The following is a 17,753-nucleotide window of genomic DNA, read 5'->3' as shown; positions in this document are numbered from 1 at the left end:
ATGTAATTTCAGTTTTAAATGAGGAATCAGTGCATGAAATCCCCCTTGATAGTTTTACCGTTATTAGCTGTATTGACAGCATGCGGTGGCGGCGGAGGCGGCAACGATAATCCCGTGGTTGCAGCATCCGTTTTTGCTGGCGATGATCAGCGCATTATTGAAAAAAGTGAATTTACTATTGAAGCCAAAGGTTCGCCTGTTGATGGTACTTTTACGTGGCAGCGAGTAAGTGGACCAATTATTGACAGTTTCCCCCTTGATGGTGCACTACAAACAATTACCGCCCCCGATATTAAAGCAAACAGCGAATTATTATTGCGTGTTAGTTATCAAACCACAGATGGTCAATTAGTAAGTGATGACTTACTGATCGAAATTGAGTCAAATAATCAGCTTCCTCAGGTTATTGTTACTCAAACTTCACCCGAAACACTGCCTTCTGATTATAAAGATACAATTACCTTAAGTGGTGCCAGCTCAGTTGATCCGGATGAAAATGGCCAAATTAATAGCTATAACTGGCAACAAATTGCAGGACCAACGCTTGCTGTAGATAGTAATAGCAATGCAACAATTAGTTTCACTCATCCGTTACTTGATACCAACACGCAGATCACTTGGCTGTTAACAGTTGTCGATGATGAGGGGGGAGAAGCAAGCACGCAATATTCACATACCTTAAATAAAACCAGCGATGTGATTATTGCCAATGCTGGTATTGATCAGAGTGCTATTGAGCTGGAAAGAGTGACCTTAGATGCCACAGGTTCAGAAACAGTAACAGACACCTTTAAATGCTATTGGCAACAAATATCTGGCAATGCAATACTTGATAATCAGCAACAATGCATTACCTCTTTTACTGCACCAGCGACCGAAGCGGTTAACACGCATACCTTTGAAGTAACCGTGACTGATAGCAAAGGGCGCACAGATACAGACACCGTCAATATCGTGGTTAAATCAAAACCGCTTGGTTTGCTCAATGATACCGGTATGGATAAATGTTACAACAACACCCAAGAAATAGCCTGTACGAGCCCTGACTTTCCTCGCCAAGATGCTGTTTTGGGTCGTGACAGCGTCGCAACTACACATATAGAAAAAGTCGGTAAAGGTGAATTGGCTTTTGATTTTACTAAATTAAATGAGTTCGCAGATGAACTGAGTGATTCTGCAAGCAACTTTAGTTGTATTCGCGATAACGTAACGGGTTTGATTTGGGAAGTAAAAAGCCCTAATACAGGCACTTTGCCAAATACGGCGTTGCGTGAAGGTCAAAATCACTACACATGGTATTTAAATAGTGGCGATGGCGTACAAACGGGGAGTGTACAAGGGACACCGAATAGTACTTGCCCAAGTAGTAGTAACTGTAATTTGCAGGTGTATATTAATGCCGTCAATACACTCGATTATTGTGGTGGTACCAACTGGCGAGTGCCTACTTACACAGAGTTATTAACGCTACTTAATTATGGCAAGCATGGACAATCAATATTGCTTGATGAGAATTATTTTCCTAATACGCCTAATAGCAACTTATTAGAGGATGGACTAATTTATTGGACCTCACAAACTTCGGCCGATGGTACCAGTTTATCGCAAGCGTATGTTTTTGATATGAGTAACGGCAATGATCTGGCTTATCCAAAAGGTAATACCGCCTTTGTGCGCTTGGTTAGAACTGCAGGAGCATCGCAATGAAATCATTATTAGTTGGCTTACTGCTACTTAGTCCTGCCGTGATGGCTGTGCAGACTTGCTACACTGGTGTGACCGAAACAACACCCGCAACCCGTTTTACAGTTAGTGTTGATGGCACCGTTAGCGACAGTGTAACCGGGCTAATGTGGCAAACCTGTAGTTATGGACAAGGTTATGATGTTGCCACCAACAGCTGTATTAATAGTGCTGTAAAAGTAAATTGGCAAGAGGCGCTAAGAGCCGCTGTGAATGACCGAACAGGTGCATATACAGATTGGCAACTACCTAATAATAAAGAGCTTGCTAGTATTTTAGAGCACAGCTGTGTTACCCCAAGTATTAATCAGTCTGTATTTTTAGGTAATAAAAGTGAAAACTATTGGACAAATACTTCAGGTATTGCCGATAAAACTTCAGCTTGGGTATACACCTTTGACAGAGGCCTTAACAGTTTGCACGATAAAACCTCATTTGTGTACCTACGTCTAGTACGTTATGAAAAGTAGCTAGCTTAGTTAATTGAAATACTGCTGCAATATCTCTAACCGCGCTTGTTCTAGCGCGGTTTTTATTGCTGCGCCCTTAATGCCTTGCGTAATAAATTGCTGCGGGTTAATTGCTTTAGCTGCTTTGGTTGCTGTTAATAATTTTTGATTAGCCAGTGATGCTGCTTGGTTAATCTCAACGGCTTTAAGAACTGCCTCGAACCGTTCAGGGCGGCGCCATAAATCGAGTTGATTGCAGCAACGGAGTAGTTGCTGTGCGGTGATTGTTTGGCTACTTAAGGTTGCTTGGTGGGCATTAAGTTGTAATGCCAAATCGCGTACGTCATTTGGTAAACGAATAGTTTGACTGAGAATTTTAATCTCTTCTTGCGTCAATGATGCAGTGGCTTGTGCAAACAATAATGCCTGATCGGTTATATTTTGGCTTTGTGCGTAAGCGTAACGGTTTTTTAGTTGTTGATATAACTCATCGCTCCAGTTACCTGCTAAGGCAGGGCTGATTGCACTAAGCGCGCCTAACTGCGCTAAAATATTCAAAAACTCAGCAAATGCGCCATCCGTTAATGATTTTTCACATTCTAGCCAAATGCGTTCTGCGGTGAGTGTTTGTAACTCACCTTGGTTGATCATCTGTGTTAGCAATTGCTGGGTTTCTTCGGCAATCGTAAAACCAAGATAATGATAACGAGCTGCAAAACGGGCAACGCGTAATATACGTAGTGGATCTTCGCTAAATGCGTCAGATACATGGCGCAAAATGCGGTTGTCTAAATCTTGCTTGCCGCCATAAGGATCAATTAAGTTGCCATCTTGTGCTTTTGCAATAGCGTTAACGGTTAAATCGCGGCGGCGTAAGTCGTCTTCTAAGGTAACATCTGCTGAAAACTCGCAGACAAAGCCCGTGTAACCTTGGCCTTGTTTTCGCTCGGTACGAGCTAGTGCGTATTCTTCTTTAGTTTTTGGGTGTAAAAAAACGGGAAAGTCTTTACCAACTTGTTGATAGCCTTGTTTGATCAGTTGCTCAGGAGTTGCACCGACCACCACATAATCGCGTTCTTTGATGATTCGCCCTAATAGCTCATCACGAACTGCTCCACCGACCAAATAAACTTGCATAATTTCCCCTGAATATTAACTGTGCAAACTATTTTACGTTATTTAGCTAATAAAACGCTAACAAGGTTTTCACTTACGCTGTTTTTTTGCCATTATAGGCCGTGATTTAATCAGTAAGGAAATTTAGGGTGTATTTAAGCTATTTTGGCTTGTCAGAGAAACCGTTTTCAATCGCGCCAAATCCACAGTACTTATTTTTAAGCGAACGCCATAAAGAAGCGTTGGCGCATTTAACTTATGGCTTAGGTGAAGCCGGTGGGTTTGTATTGTTAACCGGTGAGGTGGGAACAGGGAAAACGACCTTAACCCGCAGTTTGCAAGAGCAGTTACCTGAAAACACACAAGTGGCGTTGATCCATAATCCAGCACTGTCACAATTGGAACTGTTAGCGAGTATTTGCGATGAATTTCATATTGTTTATGACGAGCAAAATGCGACGTTAAAAACCTTAACTGATGCAATTAAAAAGCATCTTGAAGCAAATCATCAAGCTGGTGGCCACACTATTTTGATTATTGATGAAGCTCAGCTTTTAGCCCCTGACGTACTAGAACAGCTTCGTTTATTAACTAACATAGAAACAAATCATAAAAAATTACTACAAATAGTATTGGTTGGTCAGCCAGAATTACAGGCTTTATTAAAGCGTAATGAGTTGCGTCAGTTAGCGCAGCGGATCACTGCTCGTTATCATTTACTACCGTTAACTGAAGGACAAACTTTTGCTTACGTTAAACATCGTTTGTATGTTGCAGGTTGTGATCGGGGACTATTCTCAAATGATGCGTTAAAAACGATTCACTTAGTTACTGCAGGTATTCCGCGTTTAGTAAATTTATTATGTGAACGCTGTTTAATGGGAGCTTTTTCTAAGCAGCTAACGATGATTGATAGTGATATAGTAATGCGCTCAGCACAAGAAGCGTTACCGCCGAGTGCATTAAGTTCCGTTAGCATAGAGCAGCAGTCGTCGTTTAATTGGCTCTATCCGTTGGCATTTTTAACTGTGCTCAGTCTGGGTATTGGTTTGTCGTTCATTCTTTAATTAATGGTCATATATGTCGTATTTATTAGATGCCTTAAAACAATCAGAACAACATGATGAAGCGTCAGCACATGACAGAAACGCTGAGCAATTAAAACAGCAGCAAGAACTACAGCGTTATCGTTTTATTGCGATTTCGCTTGGCTTGTTGGTTGCTTTTTTACTGACCTTGATGGCAGGGTTTTCAATTGGTAAATGGTTACAAAAAAATCATTTAAATACCCCTGAACAAATGGTAACGAGTGTTCAGGATCAATCAGTGGAGCCTGCTGATGACAAAACACCTGTGCCTGCCACAGTGAAGCCTGAGCAATCGATACCTGTGCAAACAAATCCAGTACAAACTAGCCCAGCGCAAGTTGCTAGCACGCAGCCGATGTCTCAGCCGCAATTTGTTCAACCTCAGCAATACCAACAAGCAACAGGGCAATATCAGTGGGTGCAAGTGCCAGTAAATACTGCACCAGCTTATCCGCAAGGTCAGCCAATACTGGTGCAAACACCTAATGGTTATCAGCAAGTATATGCAGCGCCTCAGCAGCAATATAATCCTAATGCAGTGCAAATGCAGCCAATGATTAACAATAGCGCTAGCAATATCGATATGAGTAAATACAAAGTATTGGGGAAGCCTCTTGGCGAACCGACTAGTGAGAAATCAAAGCCGGTTGCAACGGTAAGCGATGAAGAACTTGAAACTGTGCCAACGGCGCTTAAAAATGCCTTTGCTCGCGCTATCGAAGATACTCAAAGCACCCAATCTCATCAAGTAACGCAAGGCACTAAAAATTCATCTTATGCTGAGCCGATTGAGTTACTACCTGATGCTTTGTTGGCATTGATGCCAGAAATTAAATACCAAGCGCATATTTACTCATCATCACCTGATAAACGTTGGGTTAAGCTCAATAATCGGGAGTTGTATGAGGGGGATAGCATTGGGGACTTAAGAGTATTAGAGATCACTCCAGAGCAAACGGTGCTGAGCTTTGATGATTATGAATTTAGCTTAAAAGCGCTGCAAGATTGGCCCGAGTGAAGATTAGATAGCTACTTCGCGCAGGCCAATTTCGTTTTCGGCGATTATTACGGCAAAATTGAATTTTTGAAAAATCTAATTAAATCAATGTTGAAATCCGCTGGTTTAATGGCGGATTCTAACGAATCTTGAGTTCGGTTGTGCGCCAGATCTATATCTTGAACTTGTGTGTAGTGAGCGTGTTTTGCATTGTAAAAAGTTTTCACTTGAGGTTTAAGAGGGCTGCTAGGGTTGCTTTTGGTCACTAGGCCGACTTTTTGACTCGACAGTTTAACTAACGTGCCAACTGGATGAACGCCAATACACTGAATAAATTTAGTCAGTAACTCGCCATCAAAGCTATCTGGACAACCGTCTTTGAGTATTTTAAAGGCCTTGATTGGCTCCATGCCGGCCTTATAAACACGCTCTGCGGTAAGTGCGTCATAGACATCAACAATCGATGCCATACGCACGTACTGGCTTATTTCATCAGCTCGCTTGCCAAACGGGTAACCCGTGCCATCTAGTCGCTCATGATGAAAGCCTGCAATATCGACAGCAATGCCTTTAAGGCCCGCCAGTTCTAAAATTTCTTTACTAAAGCGCGCATGATCCTGAATCACTTTATATTCTTGATCGGTTAACTTACCCGGCTTATTAAGAATGTCATCCGGTATCTGAATTTTACCAATATCATGTAACAGCGCACCGGTGGCAAGTTCTTCAATAAGCGCTCGTTCAAAACCTAAGTGTTTGGCAAAAATACTGATTAAGATCGAGACGTTGATCGAGTGTTCTAGTAGGTAGGCGTCTTTTTCACGCATACGGGTGATGCATGCTAGGGCATCTTGATTACGAAATACCGAATCAATAAAGCCGCTAGCTAATTCTTTAAAGGGGGCAATATCTATAGTGTTACCGGCTTTTATATCGGTAAATGCTTTGCTTTGCAGTTGTTTTGCTTCGCTGTAGAGCTTAAATGCTTTGTCCATCTCTTGCTCAACACTGTGTGTTGTAGACCAAGGATCACGTTGTTTAGGCGGTTCAACCTTTATATCGTTTGTTGTGGCTGTAGGAGTGAGTTCAACGATGGTTTTATCAGGATCAATTTCGATTTCTAAGATACCGGCTTTTATAAGCTGCTGCACGCCTGCTTGCGTTTTTACCCAACCTTGGTTTTTGATTTTAATTTTACCAGTTTGTTTAGTTACGCTATGCACAAACATACCTGGCATAAGCTGATCGATTGGGATAATTTTCAATGTGTTTACTTCATAATAAATAACGTACTACAAAACTAGCAAACTTTTTACTGGATAAGTAGTAAAAAGGGCGCTAATTAGCGCCCTTTGTTAATATCTACTTAAACTCTACTCGTCATCTTCAACTAAAGTCATTAGTGATGTATTACCGCCCGAAGCAGTTGTATCAATACTTATGGTCTTTTCTGTTACTAAGCGTTTGATTAGCGTGTCGTAGTACTCAGCACTGATCACTGGCAAGATAGCTCCTTTACGTTGTGCCAGCTGTTGACTGAAGTAACCTAAGCGCGATGAGCGCGCTGCAACAACAGCACCTGCTAAATGAGGGTGCGCCAAAATAGCTTGTAACTGATTCGGCTTAGCTACTTGGAATACCCCTTCAGCAATACCAGTTGAGATAAATTTATCTTTAAAGGCTACCGCTTCGTCATAGAATAACTCAGATGCTACGGTGATCACGGTATTACCAGCAGCAAGAGCTGTGATGATCGAAATAGCCCAGAAGTTAAACGAGGTACTCTTATCTGCATAACAAACCACACAACCACGCGCTTCAAGGTGAAGGGTGTTTGATTCACCTGTTGGCCCCGGCAAAGTAGTAAACTTACGCATGTGCTTTTCAAGGCGATTAAGCTGGGCACGTGCATCGGCAAGTGTTAATGCTAAATCGTCGGCTAGTTCATCGATAATATCGACTGTGGCAACTTTAGCTAATAGCTGACGTACCGCTGAAACACGATCGTTCAGTGGTGTTGCGCGCCAAATTTTTTCATCGCGCATTGAATTTGCCATTAACTTCTCGACTTGCTCAGCAGCACCTGAATAGTGGTGAGTGTCAAGCTCGTCTGGCGTCAAGTTAGTCATTTGCACGTTTTCAGGCGATGCTTTTTCTTTAACTAAACGAGTTAAGTAGTTAGGGCCACCAGCTTTAGGTCCGGTGCCAGATAAACCACGACCACCAAACGGTTGTACGCCAACAATCGCGCCAATCATATTACGGTTAACGTAGACGTTCCCGGCACGCGACATTTTTGCTAAGTATTCACAACGCTCTTCGATGCGTGAATGGATACCCATGGTTAAACCAAACCCAGTGTTATTTATTTGGTCAATCACGTTATCAAGTTCTGTGCCTTTAAAGCGAATTATATGCACACATGGGCCAAATACTTCACGTTTCAGTACAGATAGATCTTTGATTTCATATAAACGTGGCGCAAAGAAATACGCTCCGTTTTCGCTGTTATCTGGAATATCACACTCATAATGCAGTGTTGCGTTGCCTTTTAAGTACTCAACGTGTTCGTTTAAGTTCATCAAGGCTTTTTCATCAATTACAGGGCCGATATCGGTTGATAGTAATGATGGATCGCCAATGTGTAGCTCTTTTAACGCGCCTTTGATCATTTCAATTACGCTATCTGCGATATCTTCTTGAATGAACAATACACGCAGTGCAGAACAACGTTGACCAGCACTTTGGAAACCAGAGCTGATCACATCGTCAACGACTTGCTCTGGCAGTGCTGTTGAATCTACGATCATACAGTTCTGACCGCCTGTTTCGGCAATCAACGGTACTTGAAGATCATTACGTGCAGCAAGTGTTTGAGAAATGATGGTACCGGTCTCAGTAGAGCCTGTGAACATAACCGCTTGAATGCGTTCATCAGGAACAATGGTTTTTCCTACTTCACTACCACGTGCGATAACAGGCTGTACCACATGCTCTGGTAAACCAACAGATAACATAAGCTCAATAGTACGCAGTGCAATATAGCTAGTTTGTTCAGCTGGCTTTGCAATAACAGTGTTACCAGTTACGATTGCTGCAGCAACTTGACCTAAGAAGATTGCTAGTGGGAAGTTCCATGGGCTGATACATAAAATCACACCACGGGCTTCAAAACGCTCATCTTCACTTAGCTCTTCGGCGCGAGCAGCGTAGTAGCGACAAAAATCAACCGCTTCACGTACTTCGTCAATACCATCTTGTGCTACTTTGCCGGCTTCTTTGATACAGATAGCCACAAGTTCGTCGTGATGACGTTCTAGAATATCAGCAATGCGGCGTAATAGGTTTGCGCGCTCTTTAACTGGCGTTTGTGACCACGACTCAAAGGCGGTTTCTGCATTGCTTAGTAGAGTGAGCATATCATCGCTATTTTGTAGCTTGATATGACCGATAATCTCTTGATGATTGGCAGGGTTTTTAACTGCAATTGAACCTTCAGGAATATCGCTTTCACTAATACGGTGCTCTGCAAACCAGTTATCAAGATTTTCCTTGAATGGCGTGATCACATTGATATCGGTTAAATCCATACCTTTTGAGTTAGCACGTTCAGCGCCGTATAAATCAATTGGCATCTTAATTTGCGTGTTGTATTTGTTACGCAAACCTTGCAGTGTTTCTACCGGATCCGGTAATAACGATTCAACAGGTTTAGTGGTATCAACAATGGCGTTAACAAACGATGAGTTAGCACCGTTTTCAAGTAAACGACGCACTAAATAAGCCAATAAATCTTCGTGCTGACCTACAGGGGCATAAACACGACACTGAATTTTTTCTTCAGTTACGATTTGGTCGAATAATGATTCACCCATACCGTGCAGGCGTTGGAATTCAAAACCTTGGTTATCACCTTTAGCAACTTCTAAAATTGTTGCCGCAGTGTAGGCATTGTGGGTTGCAAACTGTGGATAAAGTACATCACGTGCTTCTAGCATTTTGATAGCACATGCTTTGTAAGATACGTCGGTTGTTGCCTTACGAGTAAATACTGGGAAGTGCTCTAAACCATCTTGTTGTGTGGTTTTGATTTCGGTATCCCAGTAGGCACCTTTAACTAAACGCACCATCATTTTACGACCAACACGGCTGGCAAGCTCAGTTAACCATTCAATCACAAAAATTGCGCGTTTTTGATACGCTTGCACAGCTAAACCAAAACCATGCCAACCAGCTAGGTCATCATCACTAAATACTGCTTCGATTACATCAAGTGAAATATCAAGGCGATCAGCTTCTTCAGCATCAACAGTAAAGCCAATATCGTAGCTTTTAGCTGCCATGGCCAGCTCTTTAAGCTTAGGCACAATTTCGTTCATGACACGTTCTTTATGAGTGAACTCATAACGAGGATGGATCGCAGACAGTTTCACTGAAATACCAGGGCTCTTAATTGGGCCACGGCCATTTGCCGCTTTACCAATAGCATGAATCGCATTCATATAGCTATTAAAGTAACGCTGTGCATCTTTCATGGTGCGAGCGCCTTCGCCAAGCATATCGTATGAATATACATAGCCTTTTTGCTCTTTTTCTGCAGCGCGTTCGATGGCTTCGTTAATTGTACGACCCATAACAAACTGCTTACCCATGATCTTCATGGCAAAGTTTACTGACTTACGAATAACCGGCTCGCCTAAACGACCAATGGTTTTTTTCAGTACACCAAACTGCTGTTCTTTGGTTTTATCAGTGTAGTTAACCATTTTACCGGTCACTAATAGACCCCAAGATGACGCATTAACGAATAGTGAGTCGCTGCTGCCTAAGTGAGAGCTCCAGTCGCCTTTGGCTAACTTATCGCGAATTAGCGTGTCTTGAGTGGCTTTATCTGGCACGCGAAGCAATGCTTCAGCTAAGCACATCAATACCACACCTTCTTCACTAGAGAGTGAGAACTCATTAAGTAGTGCATCAACACCGCTTTGACCATCTTGATCGCGACGAATAGTGTGAACTATCTGGCGAGCACGTTCCCAAGCACGGCTGCGAGCTTTTACGCCTACTTCAGCAAGCGGTAAAATATGATCAATTACAGCATTTTCGTCAATGCGATAAAAGTCACGGATTTTTTGTCTGATTGGACACGTTGTTGTCAAATCGCCGTCAAATAACATAAGCAACCCTCTGGTGTATGGAGTCTTGCAGCTAAAAAATTTCGCTGCCCGATTTTTATGTACGTAATGCGTGCATTCTAATTAAAATCCAGCAGAATATGCTGGTTAAATTTAGCGTTTTACGATAATTTACAGGGCATACTTTAAACTTATCCGCATAAAATTCTGTTATGACAAGTCCGAATAGATTACGCATGCTCGATCGTATCGATTTAGCAATTTTAGACGTTCTGCAAAAAAACGGCAGAATTTCTAATGTTAACCTCGCAAAGCAGGTTAACTTAAGTCCCAGCCCGTGTCTTGATCGAGTAAAACGGCTTGAACAAGAAGGTTATATCGAAGGTTACTTTGCCAAGTTGAGCGAAGCCAAACTTAATCAAAGCTTAGTCGCGCATGTGCAAGTGTCGTTAGTGACGTCAAATACTGCGGTATTTAAAGTGTTCCGTGAACATATTTTAAAAATCAAGCAAGTTGTTGAGTGCGACATGGTTGCTGGTGGCTATGATTACCTATTAAAGATTCGGGTTTCGGATATGGATGAATACCGTCAAGTGCTTGGTGATTTAGTCGATATACCGGGAGTTGGTACGCACCACACTTATATGGTGATCGAAAAAATTAAACAAGACACTGGGCTCAGACTCGATACTTAAATTTAAACTCGCTGCTACCAATACGTAGGCGCGGGTTTACCCCACGCAATTAGATTAAAGTTCTTTCAGAGATTAATTCACCACCGAGAAGAAATAAGTGATTTTTACTTTGGTTTCTCTGTGTAGCGCGCAGCGCCTCTGTGCCCTCGGTGGTAAAATAGGTTTATCGGTGTAAATGTATAAACAGTCGCGAGGTAAACTCGCTGCTACCAATACGTAGGCGCGAGTTTACCCCACGCAATTAGATTAAAGTGCTTTCAGTAATTAATTCACCACCGAGAAGAAATAAGTGATTTTTTGCTTTGGTTTCTTTGTGTAGCGCGCAGCGTCTCCTGCCCTCGGTGGTAAAATAGGTTTATCGGTGTAAATGTATAAACAGTCGCGAGGTAAACTCGCTGCTACCAATACGTAGGCGCGGGTTTACCCCACGCAATTAGATTAAAGTTCTTTCAGAGATTAATTCACCACAGAGAAGAAATAAGTGATTTTTTACTTTGGTTTTTCTGTGTAGCGCGCAGCGCCTTTATGCCCTCGGTGGTTAAATAGGTTTGTTTGTGTAAAGGTATAAACAGTCGCGAGGTAAACTCGCTGCTACCAATACGTAGGCGCGGGTTTACCCCACGCATTAAAAAAGCACCCAAGGGTGCTTTTTTAATATCAAATATAGTGGTTATCGATTAAGCCCAGCCGTCGTAACGTTTACGGCGCGATAATACGATAGTCAAAATAATACCTAAAAATAGACCTATGAAGGCAATTGCTCCGCCATAAGTTAGTAGCTGACGTTTTTCTTTTGCACCGGCTTGTTGTTTTTCAGTGCGTTCAACTTCTAAGGTACTTTTTAATTTAGTAATCTGCTCTGATAGAGCACTATTTTGGTCAGTTAAAGTTTGGCTTTGCTCTTGCAGCTGCGGCAATTCAATTTGTGCTTGACGAAGTTGCTCTTGCATTGATGCCATTTCAGCACTGAGCGTGCGATATTGTTGGTGAATACCAGGAGTTTTAGAAACAAATTTAGCTTCTACCCAGCCTTCTCGTTCTTTATCATCAATAACTTTAACAAAGCCATTTTCTTCAGCAGATAGCTGGGTTAATTTTGTACCAGCATCAACAGAGCCAACAATGCGGTAATTTTTACTCGCGCCAGAGTGCATAAATGTATAAAGATTATCGACTATATAAGCGGTGTTTGCATCGCTAGCTGAATTGCTTTCTTCTGCGTGACTCATAAATGCGGCCGCCGCGAATAGCAAAGCTAATAAAGAATGTTTAAACATCAATCTACCCTGTTAATGTAACCGTCTGTGGGACAGCAATCGTATTATTCATAGTTAAGTATTGAGATAGTATGGATTTAGCGCCCTAATAGCAAGACTGATATTGTAATCATGGCTGCTGTTTCATGATTCAAATAAGCTAAAAAATTTGCAATGTTGAGCAGCTTTGTTTATTTTGAGCTCTTATTTATTTTAAAGGTAATCCTCAAGCCTAATGGATACTGAGATAGAACTGAAGTTTTTGGTGTCAGACGCCGTAATCCCACTGATCCCCGCGTTAATTACTCAATTTGCAAAAACGGTTACTAATAAACCTTCGCGTAGTTTACAAAATGCTTATTTTGACACGCCAAGCCGTGAATTAAGAGCGCTCGATATCGGTTTTCGTACCCGCTGTGCTGATAATCAATGTGAGCAAACTATCAAGCTTGCTGGAGAAGTTATGGGCGGGTTGCATCAACGACCTGAATATAATTTACCGCTGGAAAGTAGCCGACCAAATATAACTGCATTTGATGCCAGTATTTGGCCGCATGGTATGCAAATAAGTGCAATTTCCGCTAATCTTTATCCTATTTTTAGTACTAACTTTATTCGTCGTACTTGGCTTATTGAAACCGACAGTGGCGCTAAAATTGAGGTAGTGTTAGATAAAGGCGAAGTATCTGCATCGGGTTTGATGGAGCCAATTTGTGAGCTTGAAATTGAACTGGTTGAAGGCAGCCGCGATGAATTATTTGCTTTAGCTGATAAGTTAGTGAGTCAAAGTAATATTCGTTTAGGGTTATATTCTAAAGCGGCTCGTGGTTATCGCCTTGCGGATGAAAAACCACTTAAGCCAAGTAAATCAATTGGCTTTGTATCGTTACCTAAATATGCAACACAAGAGCAAGCACTTATAGCCGCAATTGGCTTTGGTATTCGTTTTGTACAAAAACATGAACAGTGTTATTTCGATAAACCGAGTTTAAAAACTCTGAAACGAGTGACCGATGGTATTAGTTTAATCCGTCATACGTTCTGGTTGTTTGACGATATTGTTGATAAAAGCACCACCGAGCTATTACGCACCGAGCTAAAATGGCTGTTAAGTGAGTTAGCATGGGTTGAAAACGCGATTCAACTAAAAACATATACTTCTAAGCGCCACGCATACTATAAAAAAATCAACAGTGCACCTGAGTTAACGCAAGTTATTAATGACTTAAAAGAGCTACAGCCAAGTATTGATGATATTAATCGGTTGTTTCATAGCGCTCGCTATAACCGCTTATTATTGTCTTTAACCACCTGGCTGGTGGATAAGCAATGGCGTAAAAGTTGGGGACAAGTACAGTTTCAAGCAGCTGAAAAACCAGTCGCTGAGATTGCTAATCGATTATTTGAAAAAGATTGGCAAGACCTTCATCAATTACTTCCAGAACAAAAAACACTGACAGTTAAGGATTACTTGGATTTACGCATGCGTTTAGAAAACAGCTTACTCAGTGGTAACTGTTTAGGTTCGTTATTTGAAAAAGATGAACGCAGTGAGTTTCGTATTCCATGGTTAGATATTTCACACGGCATGTACGAGCTCAGCACGCTTGAGTATCTAAAGCAGTTATGTGCAGGACAAGATGATGAAGAGCTGGCAAAAATTCAAAGCTGGCTTGAAAGAAAGTCTGAATTCTTGGTCGACGCAATGGAACAAAGCCGCTTAGCTTCATATAAAATATCACCTTACTGGCAGTAATCGCCTTTAAGCCAGTACATAGGGAATACACATGGTACGGCGGGTATTATTACTAATTCTGCTATTTAGTGCTGATGCGATCAGTGATGTTCAGCATTGGCAACTCTGGAAACAGCGTGATGGTGCAAGTGTGTACTACAAAAAACATGACAATGGTATTTTTGAAGTGCAGGCAGAGATCACTGTTGAAGGCGTCACGGCCAATGACTTTATGACATTGCTAAGTGATACTGACAGCGCGCCGTTATGGATTGATAATGTTACCCATGTGAAAGTGTTGGAACGAGTAAGCCCCTCAGAAACTATTGTACATACCGAGTTTGACTCGCCGTGGCCGCTCGCTGATCGCGATATGGTGAGTTACTCATGCTACCAACAACTGAACGACACTCAGACGAAGTTAACGATTGCAGCAAAAACAGGGGAGCTTGCAAAGCGCCAAGCTGTGATCCGTATCACAGATCTAAAAGCACATTGGTTATTAACCCAGCATAACAGTGAAGGGCAATCATTGTTAACCATAACATATGAAATATACGCCAACCCTGGTGGTGCAATTCCTTATTGGCTAAGCAATAAAGTGGGATTAAAAAGTGCGATGCATACCTTGCTTGCTCTTAAATTACGCTTAATCAATAAAACCTATCAAACAGATCAGCAAGTAAGCCAAGTTGGCAATTGTAGTCATACCAATAAACAATAGCGTATTAATGCTAACAATCGACATAATCTAGATGGCTAGTTAATTTCTTGTTACTGTTTTTTTATTAAATATTTATTACAAATAATTACAAAAAAAATATTGTTACTGTAACTTAAATCGGTAATATTCCCGCCCTGGGAACATACTACTTTAAGGACAGTATAGTGTTAGCTTCATCACTTGCAGGATCACTTGCAGGCTCAAGCCGTTGGTTTTCATTTGTTAACGAAAGTTGGCGCATCGCTACATTATGGCTAGCGGGTGTTTTATTGTTTATGAGCTTTCGGATTTTCTTTTTAGTCTACTTTCATGACCGAATCACTACACCAATAGATCTTGATGTCATTTTAAACACCTTAGAAACAGGATTTGCTTTTGACTCAGCAGCCAGTGGTGTGTGTTTTAGCATCCCCTTTTTATTAAATTGTATTTTACAGCCGATGCGTTTAGGTCATTGGGTAAGAATGGTGCGTAACTTTACAGGTAAACTCTTTTTTATAGTCGCTATTTTACTCTGTATAACTAGTATTACGTATATTTCAGAGTACGGCAGTCAATTCAATTACTTTATGTTTGAAGGGTTGCACGATGATCAGCAAGCAATTGCTTTAACCGTGATTGAACAATATCGGCCATGGGGAAGTTTACTGGGGTTATTTACACTGTTAGTAATTGCATTTAAGTTATGTCATCGCGTTGATAAGCAGTCGAATAGCTTTTTACAGCGCATTTTTACTGACTGTAAATGGAAGCGTACGTTGTTAATTAGCATCATAGTGGTGTTATTTATCTGTGCTATTCGAGGTTCTTTTGAGTCACGTCCGGCATCACGGAAGTGGTCTGCGGTAACGCCGGACCCATTTATTAATAATTTAGTGATCAATCCATTTCGCAGCTTTTTATATGCCATTAAAGATTACAACGATCTACAAAGTCATGGCGTAGACGGCGAAAATCCATATTTAAATCATAACTCAGTGCTTGATGTCTTACCTTTAAACGCATTGAGTCAATATACTACAGCACCTTTGTTAGCTGCACCGTCACACGTGTTCGTGATTGTTATGGAAAGCTATGATTCTTGGCCGTTACAACAGAAGTATGCTTCGCTTAATTTAACCAATCAGTTAAAAAATCTAGCTAGTAAAGGTATTTACCTAGATAACGTTTTACCTGCAGCTAGCAGTACTATGAATTCGCTATCCAGTATTGTATCTGGGATCCCTTATGCAGGGGTTAATATGAGTTTGATTGGGCCACAAAAACCAAGCAGCAAGCTATCGTTATTTAATCAATTAGAGCAGTTAGGGTACACCAGTCAGTTTTTTTATGGTGGTTTATTATCATGGCAGAATGTCGGTGAGTACGTTCTATCTCAAGGTGCTGATAAGGTCTATTCAGCTACCGATGCTGGCGGTAAAGGTAGTGCAGGAGTCTGGGGCATTGATGATGGTCAGTTATTTGATTTAGTGGCAGAAAAAACCACACAGAAAAGCTTTAATGTGATTCTCTCTGGTAGTTATCATGGCCCGTTTAATCTCGATTTAGACAAATATAACTACCCTTATAAGTCGGCTGCAGATTATCCTGCAGAGATAAATAGATTAGAAGGGGAGTTATTAGATCCGTATGTATTAGGGCACTTGTGGTATGCAGATAAAATGCTGGGTGAGTTTGTGGCTAAGATGGAGCAACGCTATCCAGATGCATTATTTGTCATTACAGGGGATCATTATAGTCGTCGCAACTTTCACAAGCGTCCAAATTTATATGAGTTAACTCATGTGCCGATGGTGATTTATGGCAAAGGTGTTAGCGCAGATTTAGTGCCAGCACAACAAGTGGCAAGCCATATGGATATCGCTCCAACATTATTAGATTTAATTGCGCCAGCAAATACTCAGTTTTATAGCATGGGACAATCATTATTTAATGCAGCGCCAGATCGAAGGGTATTTGGTTTTCAAACAATACGTCACAATGAGCAGCTTTGGCGTGGTGATTTATCGGCACTTTATGAGTATTATAGGGTCAATGAGCGGGATAAAACTCAGCTTTTACCGACAACACCACCGCAATTTGTCGAAGTTGATGCGCAGGCAGAGCAAGCATATACCCAGTATATGGCGACAGCCTGGCAGTTATTAACTCAAGGCATGGATTAAGGTAATGTGTTTGGCCCATCACCCGATAAGCAAAAGCTATACGCTAAAGATCATAAAATGACTAAACCAGAAATTAATTTAGTAAACAAACCCAACGGCATAGGGATTGGGCGCATTTTTAAAGCAACCAAGTGCTCAATTAAAGGTTTTAAAGCTGCATTTAAGGAAGAATCGGCCTTTCGCACTGAGCTTGCGCTAGGGCTAGTATTATTGCCGTTATCATTTTGGCTAGCACAATCATTGCAGCACTGGGCACTTCTTGTAATCAGCTTTTTGTTATTGTTGATTGTTGAGTTGCTAAACTCAGCAATTGAAGCATTAACAGATCGAGTAGGTGTTGAATACCACGTGCTATCAGGGCGTGCGAAAGATATCGCTTCAGCGGCTGTAACATTAGCACTGATAGTGTTGTTTATTGTATGGGCTGTGGCTGGGTATGAAAAGATACTTACATTGATAGGTTAGGAAGTTAGGTAAAACGTCACTGGCTTTGAGCGACAAGCTTCGAATACACCCTAACTCCTAGTTATACCAATCGACTTAAATATTTAACCATTCTAGCGAGCTAAATAAAGCGCTAACTGCGTTATAATTTTTTCAAGTAGAACAACTACATGTCAAAATTTACGCCTTGTTATCACTGTATTTAT

General features: G+C 41.3%; 13 protein-coding genes. 9 read left to right on the top strand and 4 right to left on the bottom strand.

Annotated features, from left to right (window positions below; all coding sequences use genetic code 11):
- Nucleotides 1–33 precede the first annotated feature (33 nt).
- On the top strand, nt 34–1,707 hold the full coding sequence (locus H5162_RS13840) for a DUF1566 domain-containing protein (RefSeq protein WP_182760238.1): 1,674 nt from the start codon (nt 34–36) through the stop codon (nt 1,705–1,707).
- Complete coding sequence (locus H5162_RS13835; protein WP_182760237.1) at nt 1,704–2,213, top strand: DUF1566 domain-containing protein; 510 nt, start codon at nt 1,704–1,706, stop codon at nt 2,211–2,213. Before H5162_RS13840 ends, H5162_RS13835 begins: the two co-directional genes overlap by 4 nt.
- A 9-nt stretch (nt 2,214–2,222) precedes the next feature.
- Here the strand turns inward: H5162_RS13835 and H5162_RS13830 are convergent, their stop codons facing one another.
- Nucleotides 2,223–3,329 carry a tRNA nucleotidyltransferase gene (locus tag H5162_RS13830; RefSeq protein WP_145235163.1) on the bottom strand — a complete coding sequence of 369 codons (1,107 nt, stop codon included), beginning with the start codon at nt 3,327–3,329 and terminating at the stop codon, nt 2,223–2,225.
- Between the two features lie 128 nt (nt 3,330–3,457).
- On the opposite strand from H5162_RS13830, the gene H5162_RS13825 reads away from it, so the two are divergent.
- Together H5162_RS13825 and H5162_RS13820 are read left to right on the top strand one after the other, a co-directional pair.
- On the top strand, nt 3,458–4,375 hold the full coding sequence (locus tag H5162_RS13825; RefSeq protein WP_145235164.1) for an ExeA family protein: 918 nt from the start codon (nt 3,458–3,460) through the stop codon (nt 4,373–4,375).
- Between the two features lie 13 nt (nt 4,376–4,388).
- Nucleotides 4,389–5,414 (top strand): general secretion pathway protein GspB, encoded by a 1,026-nt coding sequence (locus H5162_RS13820; protein WP_182778787.1) that lies wholly within the window; start codon nt 4,389–4,391, stop codon nt 5,412–5,414.
- 47 nt (nt 5,415–5,461) lie between these two features.
- Here H5162_RS13820 and H5162_RS13815 read toward each other — a convergent pair whose 3' ends face one another.
- Together H5162_RS13815 and putA are read right to left on the bottom strand one after the other, a co-directional pair.
- Complete coding sequence (locus H5162_RS13815; protein ID WP_182760235.1) at nt 5,462–6,658, bottom strand: HD-GYP domain-containing protein; 1,197 nt, start codon at nt 6,656–6,658, stop codon at nt 5,462–5,464.
- A 108-nt stretch (nt 6,659–6,766) separates the two neighbouring features.
- Entirely contained in the window at nt 6,767–10,570 is a 3,804-nt protein-coding gene (gene putA / locus H5162_RS13810) for a bifunctional proline dehydrogenase/L-glutamate gamma-semialdehyde dehydrogenase PutA (protein WP_182778786.1), read from the bottom strand.
- A 170-nt stretch (nt 10,571–10,740) separates the two neighbouring features.
- Between putA and H5162_RS13805 the strand changes: the two genes are divergently transcribed.
- A complete protein-coding gene (locus tag H5162_RS13805) occupies nt 10,741–11,223 on the top strand; it encodes a winged helix-turn-helix transcriptional regulator (protein WP_145235173.1) in 483 nt (160 codons plus the stop codon).
- A 677-nt stretch (nt 11,224–11,900) separates the two neighbouring features.
- On the opposite strand, the gene H5162_RS13800 is transcribed toward H5162_RS13805, so the two are convergent.
- Nucleotides 11,901–12,500: a TIGR04211 family SH3 domain-containing protein gene (locus tag H5162_RS13800; RefSeq protein ID WP_145235175.1), complete on the bottom strand. Its 600-nt coding sequence runs from the start codon at nt 12,498–12,500 to the stop codon at nt 11,901–11,903.
- A gap of 214 nt (nt 12,501–12,714) precedes the next feature.
- On the opposite strand from H5162_RS13800, the gene H5162_RS13795 reads away from it, so the two are divergent.
- The 4 genes from H5162_RS13795 to H5162_RS13780 all read left to right on the top strand — a co-directional run bounded on the left by H5162_RS13795 (nt 12,715) and on the right by H5162_RS13780 (nt 17,568).
- Nucleotides 12,715–14,235 carry a CYTH and CHAD domain-containing protein gene (locus H5162_RS13795; RefSeq protein WP_145235177.1) on the top strand — a complete coding sequence of 507 codons (1,521 nt, stop codon included), beginning with the start codon at nt 12,715–12,717 and terminating at the stop codon, nt 14,233–14,235.
- 31 nt (nt 14,236–14,266) lie between these two features.
- Nucleotides 14,267–14,938 (top strand): START domain-containing protein, encoded by a 672-nt coding sequence (locus H5162_RS13790; RefSeq protein WP_182778785.1) that lies wholly within the window; start codon nt 14,267–14,269, stop codon nt 14,936–14,938.
- 164 nt (nt 14,939–15,102) lie between these two features.
- On the top strand, nt 15,103–17,103 hold the full coding sequence (locus H5162_RS13785) for a sulfatase-like hydrolase/transferase (protein ID WP_310736431.1): 2,001 nt from the start codon (nt 15,103–15,105) through the stop codon (nt 17,101–17,103).
- Between the two features lie 57 nt (nt 17,104–17,160).
- Nucleotides 17,161–17,568, top strand: coding sequence for a diacylglycerol kinase (locus H5162_RS13780; RefSeq protein ID WP_182731772.1), 408 nt, complete (start codon nt 17,161–17,163; stop codon nt 17,566–17,568).
- Nucleotides 17,569–17,753 lie beyond the last annotated feature (185 nt).

This window comes from Pseudoalteromonas sp. SR41-8 (assembly GCF_014163915.1).
In the GTDB taxonomy this organism is placed as follows: Bacteria; Pseudomonadota; Gammaproteobacteria; order Enterobacterales; family Alteromonadaceae; genus Pseudoalteromonas; species Pseudoalteromonas rhizosphaerae.
This window is presented reverse-complemented; position numbering and strand designations above follow the sequence as displayed.

What these genes read in the sequence shown, in the direction of transcription:
- H5162_RS13800 (WP_145235175.1), bottom strand. Translation starts at nt 12,500, where the DNA reads ATGTTTAAACATTCTTTATTAGCTTTGCTATTCGCGGCGGCCGCATTT.
- H5162_RS13820 (WP_182778787.1), top strand. Translation starts at nt 4,389, where the DNA reads ATGTCGTATTTATTAGATGCCTTAAAACAATCAGAACAACATGATGAA.
- putA (WP_182778786.1), bottom strand. Translation starts at nt 10,570, where the DNA reads ATGTTATTTGACGGCGATTTGACAACAACGTGTCCAATCAGACAAAAA.
- H5162_RS13830 (WP_145235163.1), bottom strand. Translation starts at nt 3,329, where the DNA reads ATGCAAGTTTATTTGGTCGGTGGAGCAGTTCGTGATGAGCTATTAGGG.
- H5162_RS13805 (WP_145235173.1), top strand. Translation starts at nt 10,741, where the DNA reads ATGACAAGTCCGAATAGATTACGCATGCTCGATCGTATCGATTTAGCA.
- H5162_RS13790 (WP_182778785.1), top strand. Translation starts at nt 14,267, where the DNA reads ATGGTACGGCGGGTATTATTACTAATTCTGCTATTTAGTGCTGATGCG.
- H5162_RS13780 (WP_182731772.1), top strand. Translation starts at nt 17,161, where the DNA reads ATGACTAAACCAGAAATTAATTTAGTAAACAAACCCAACGGCATAGGG.
- H5162_RS13795 (WP_145235177.1), top strand. Translation starts at nt 12,715, where the DNA reads ATGGATACTGAGATAGAACTGAAGTTTTTGGTGTCAGACGCCGTAATC.
- H5162_RS13840 (WP_182760238.1), top strand. Translation starts at nt 34, where the DNA reads ATGAAATCCCCCTTGATAGTTTTACCGTTATTAGCTGTATTGACAGCA.
- H5162_RS13835 (WP_182760237.1), top strand. Translation starts at nt 1,704, where the DNA reads ATGAAATCATTATTAGTTGGCTTACTGCTACTTAGTCCTGCCGTGATG.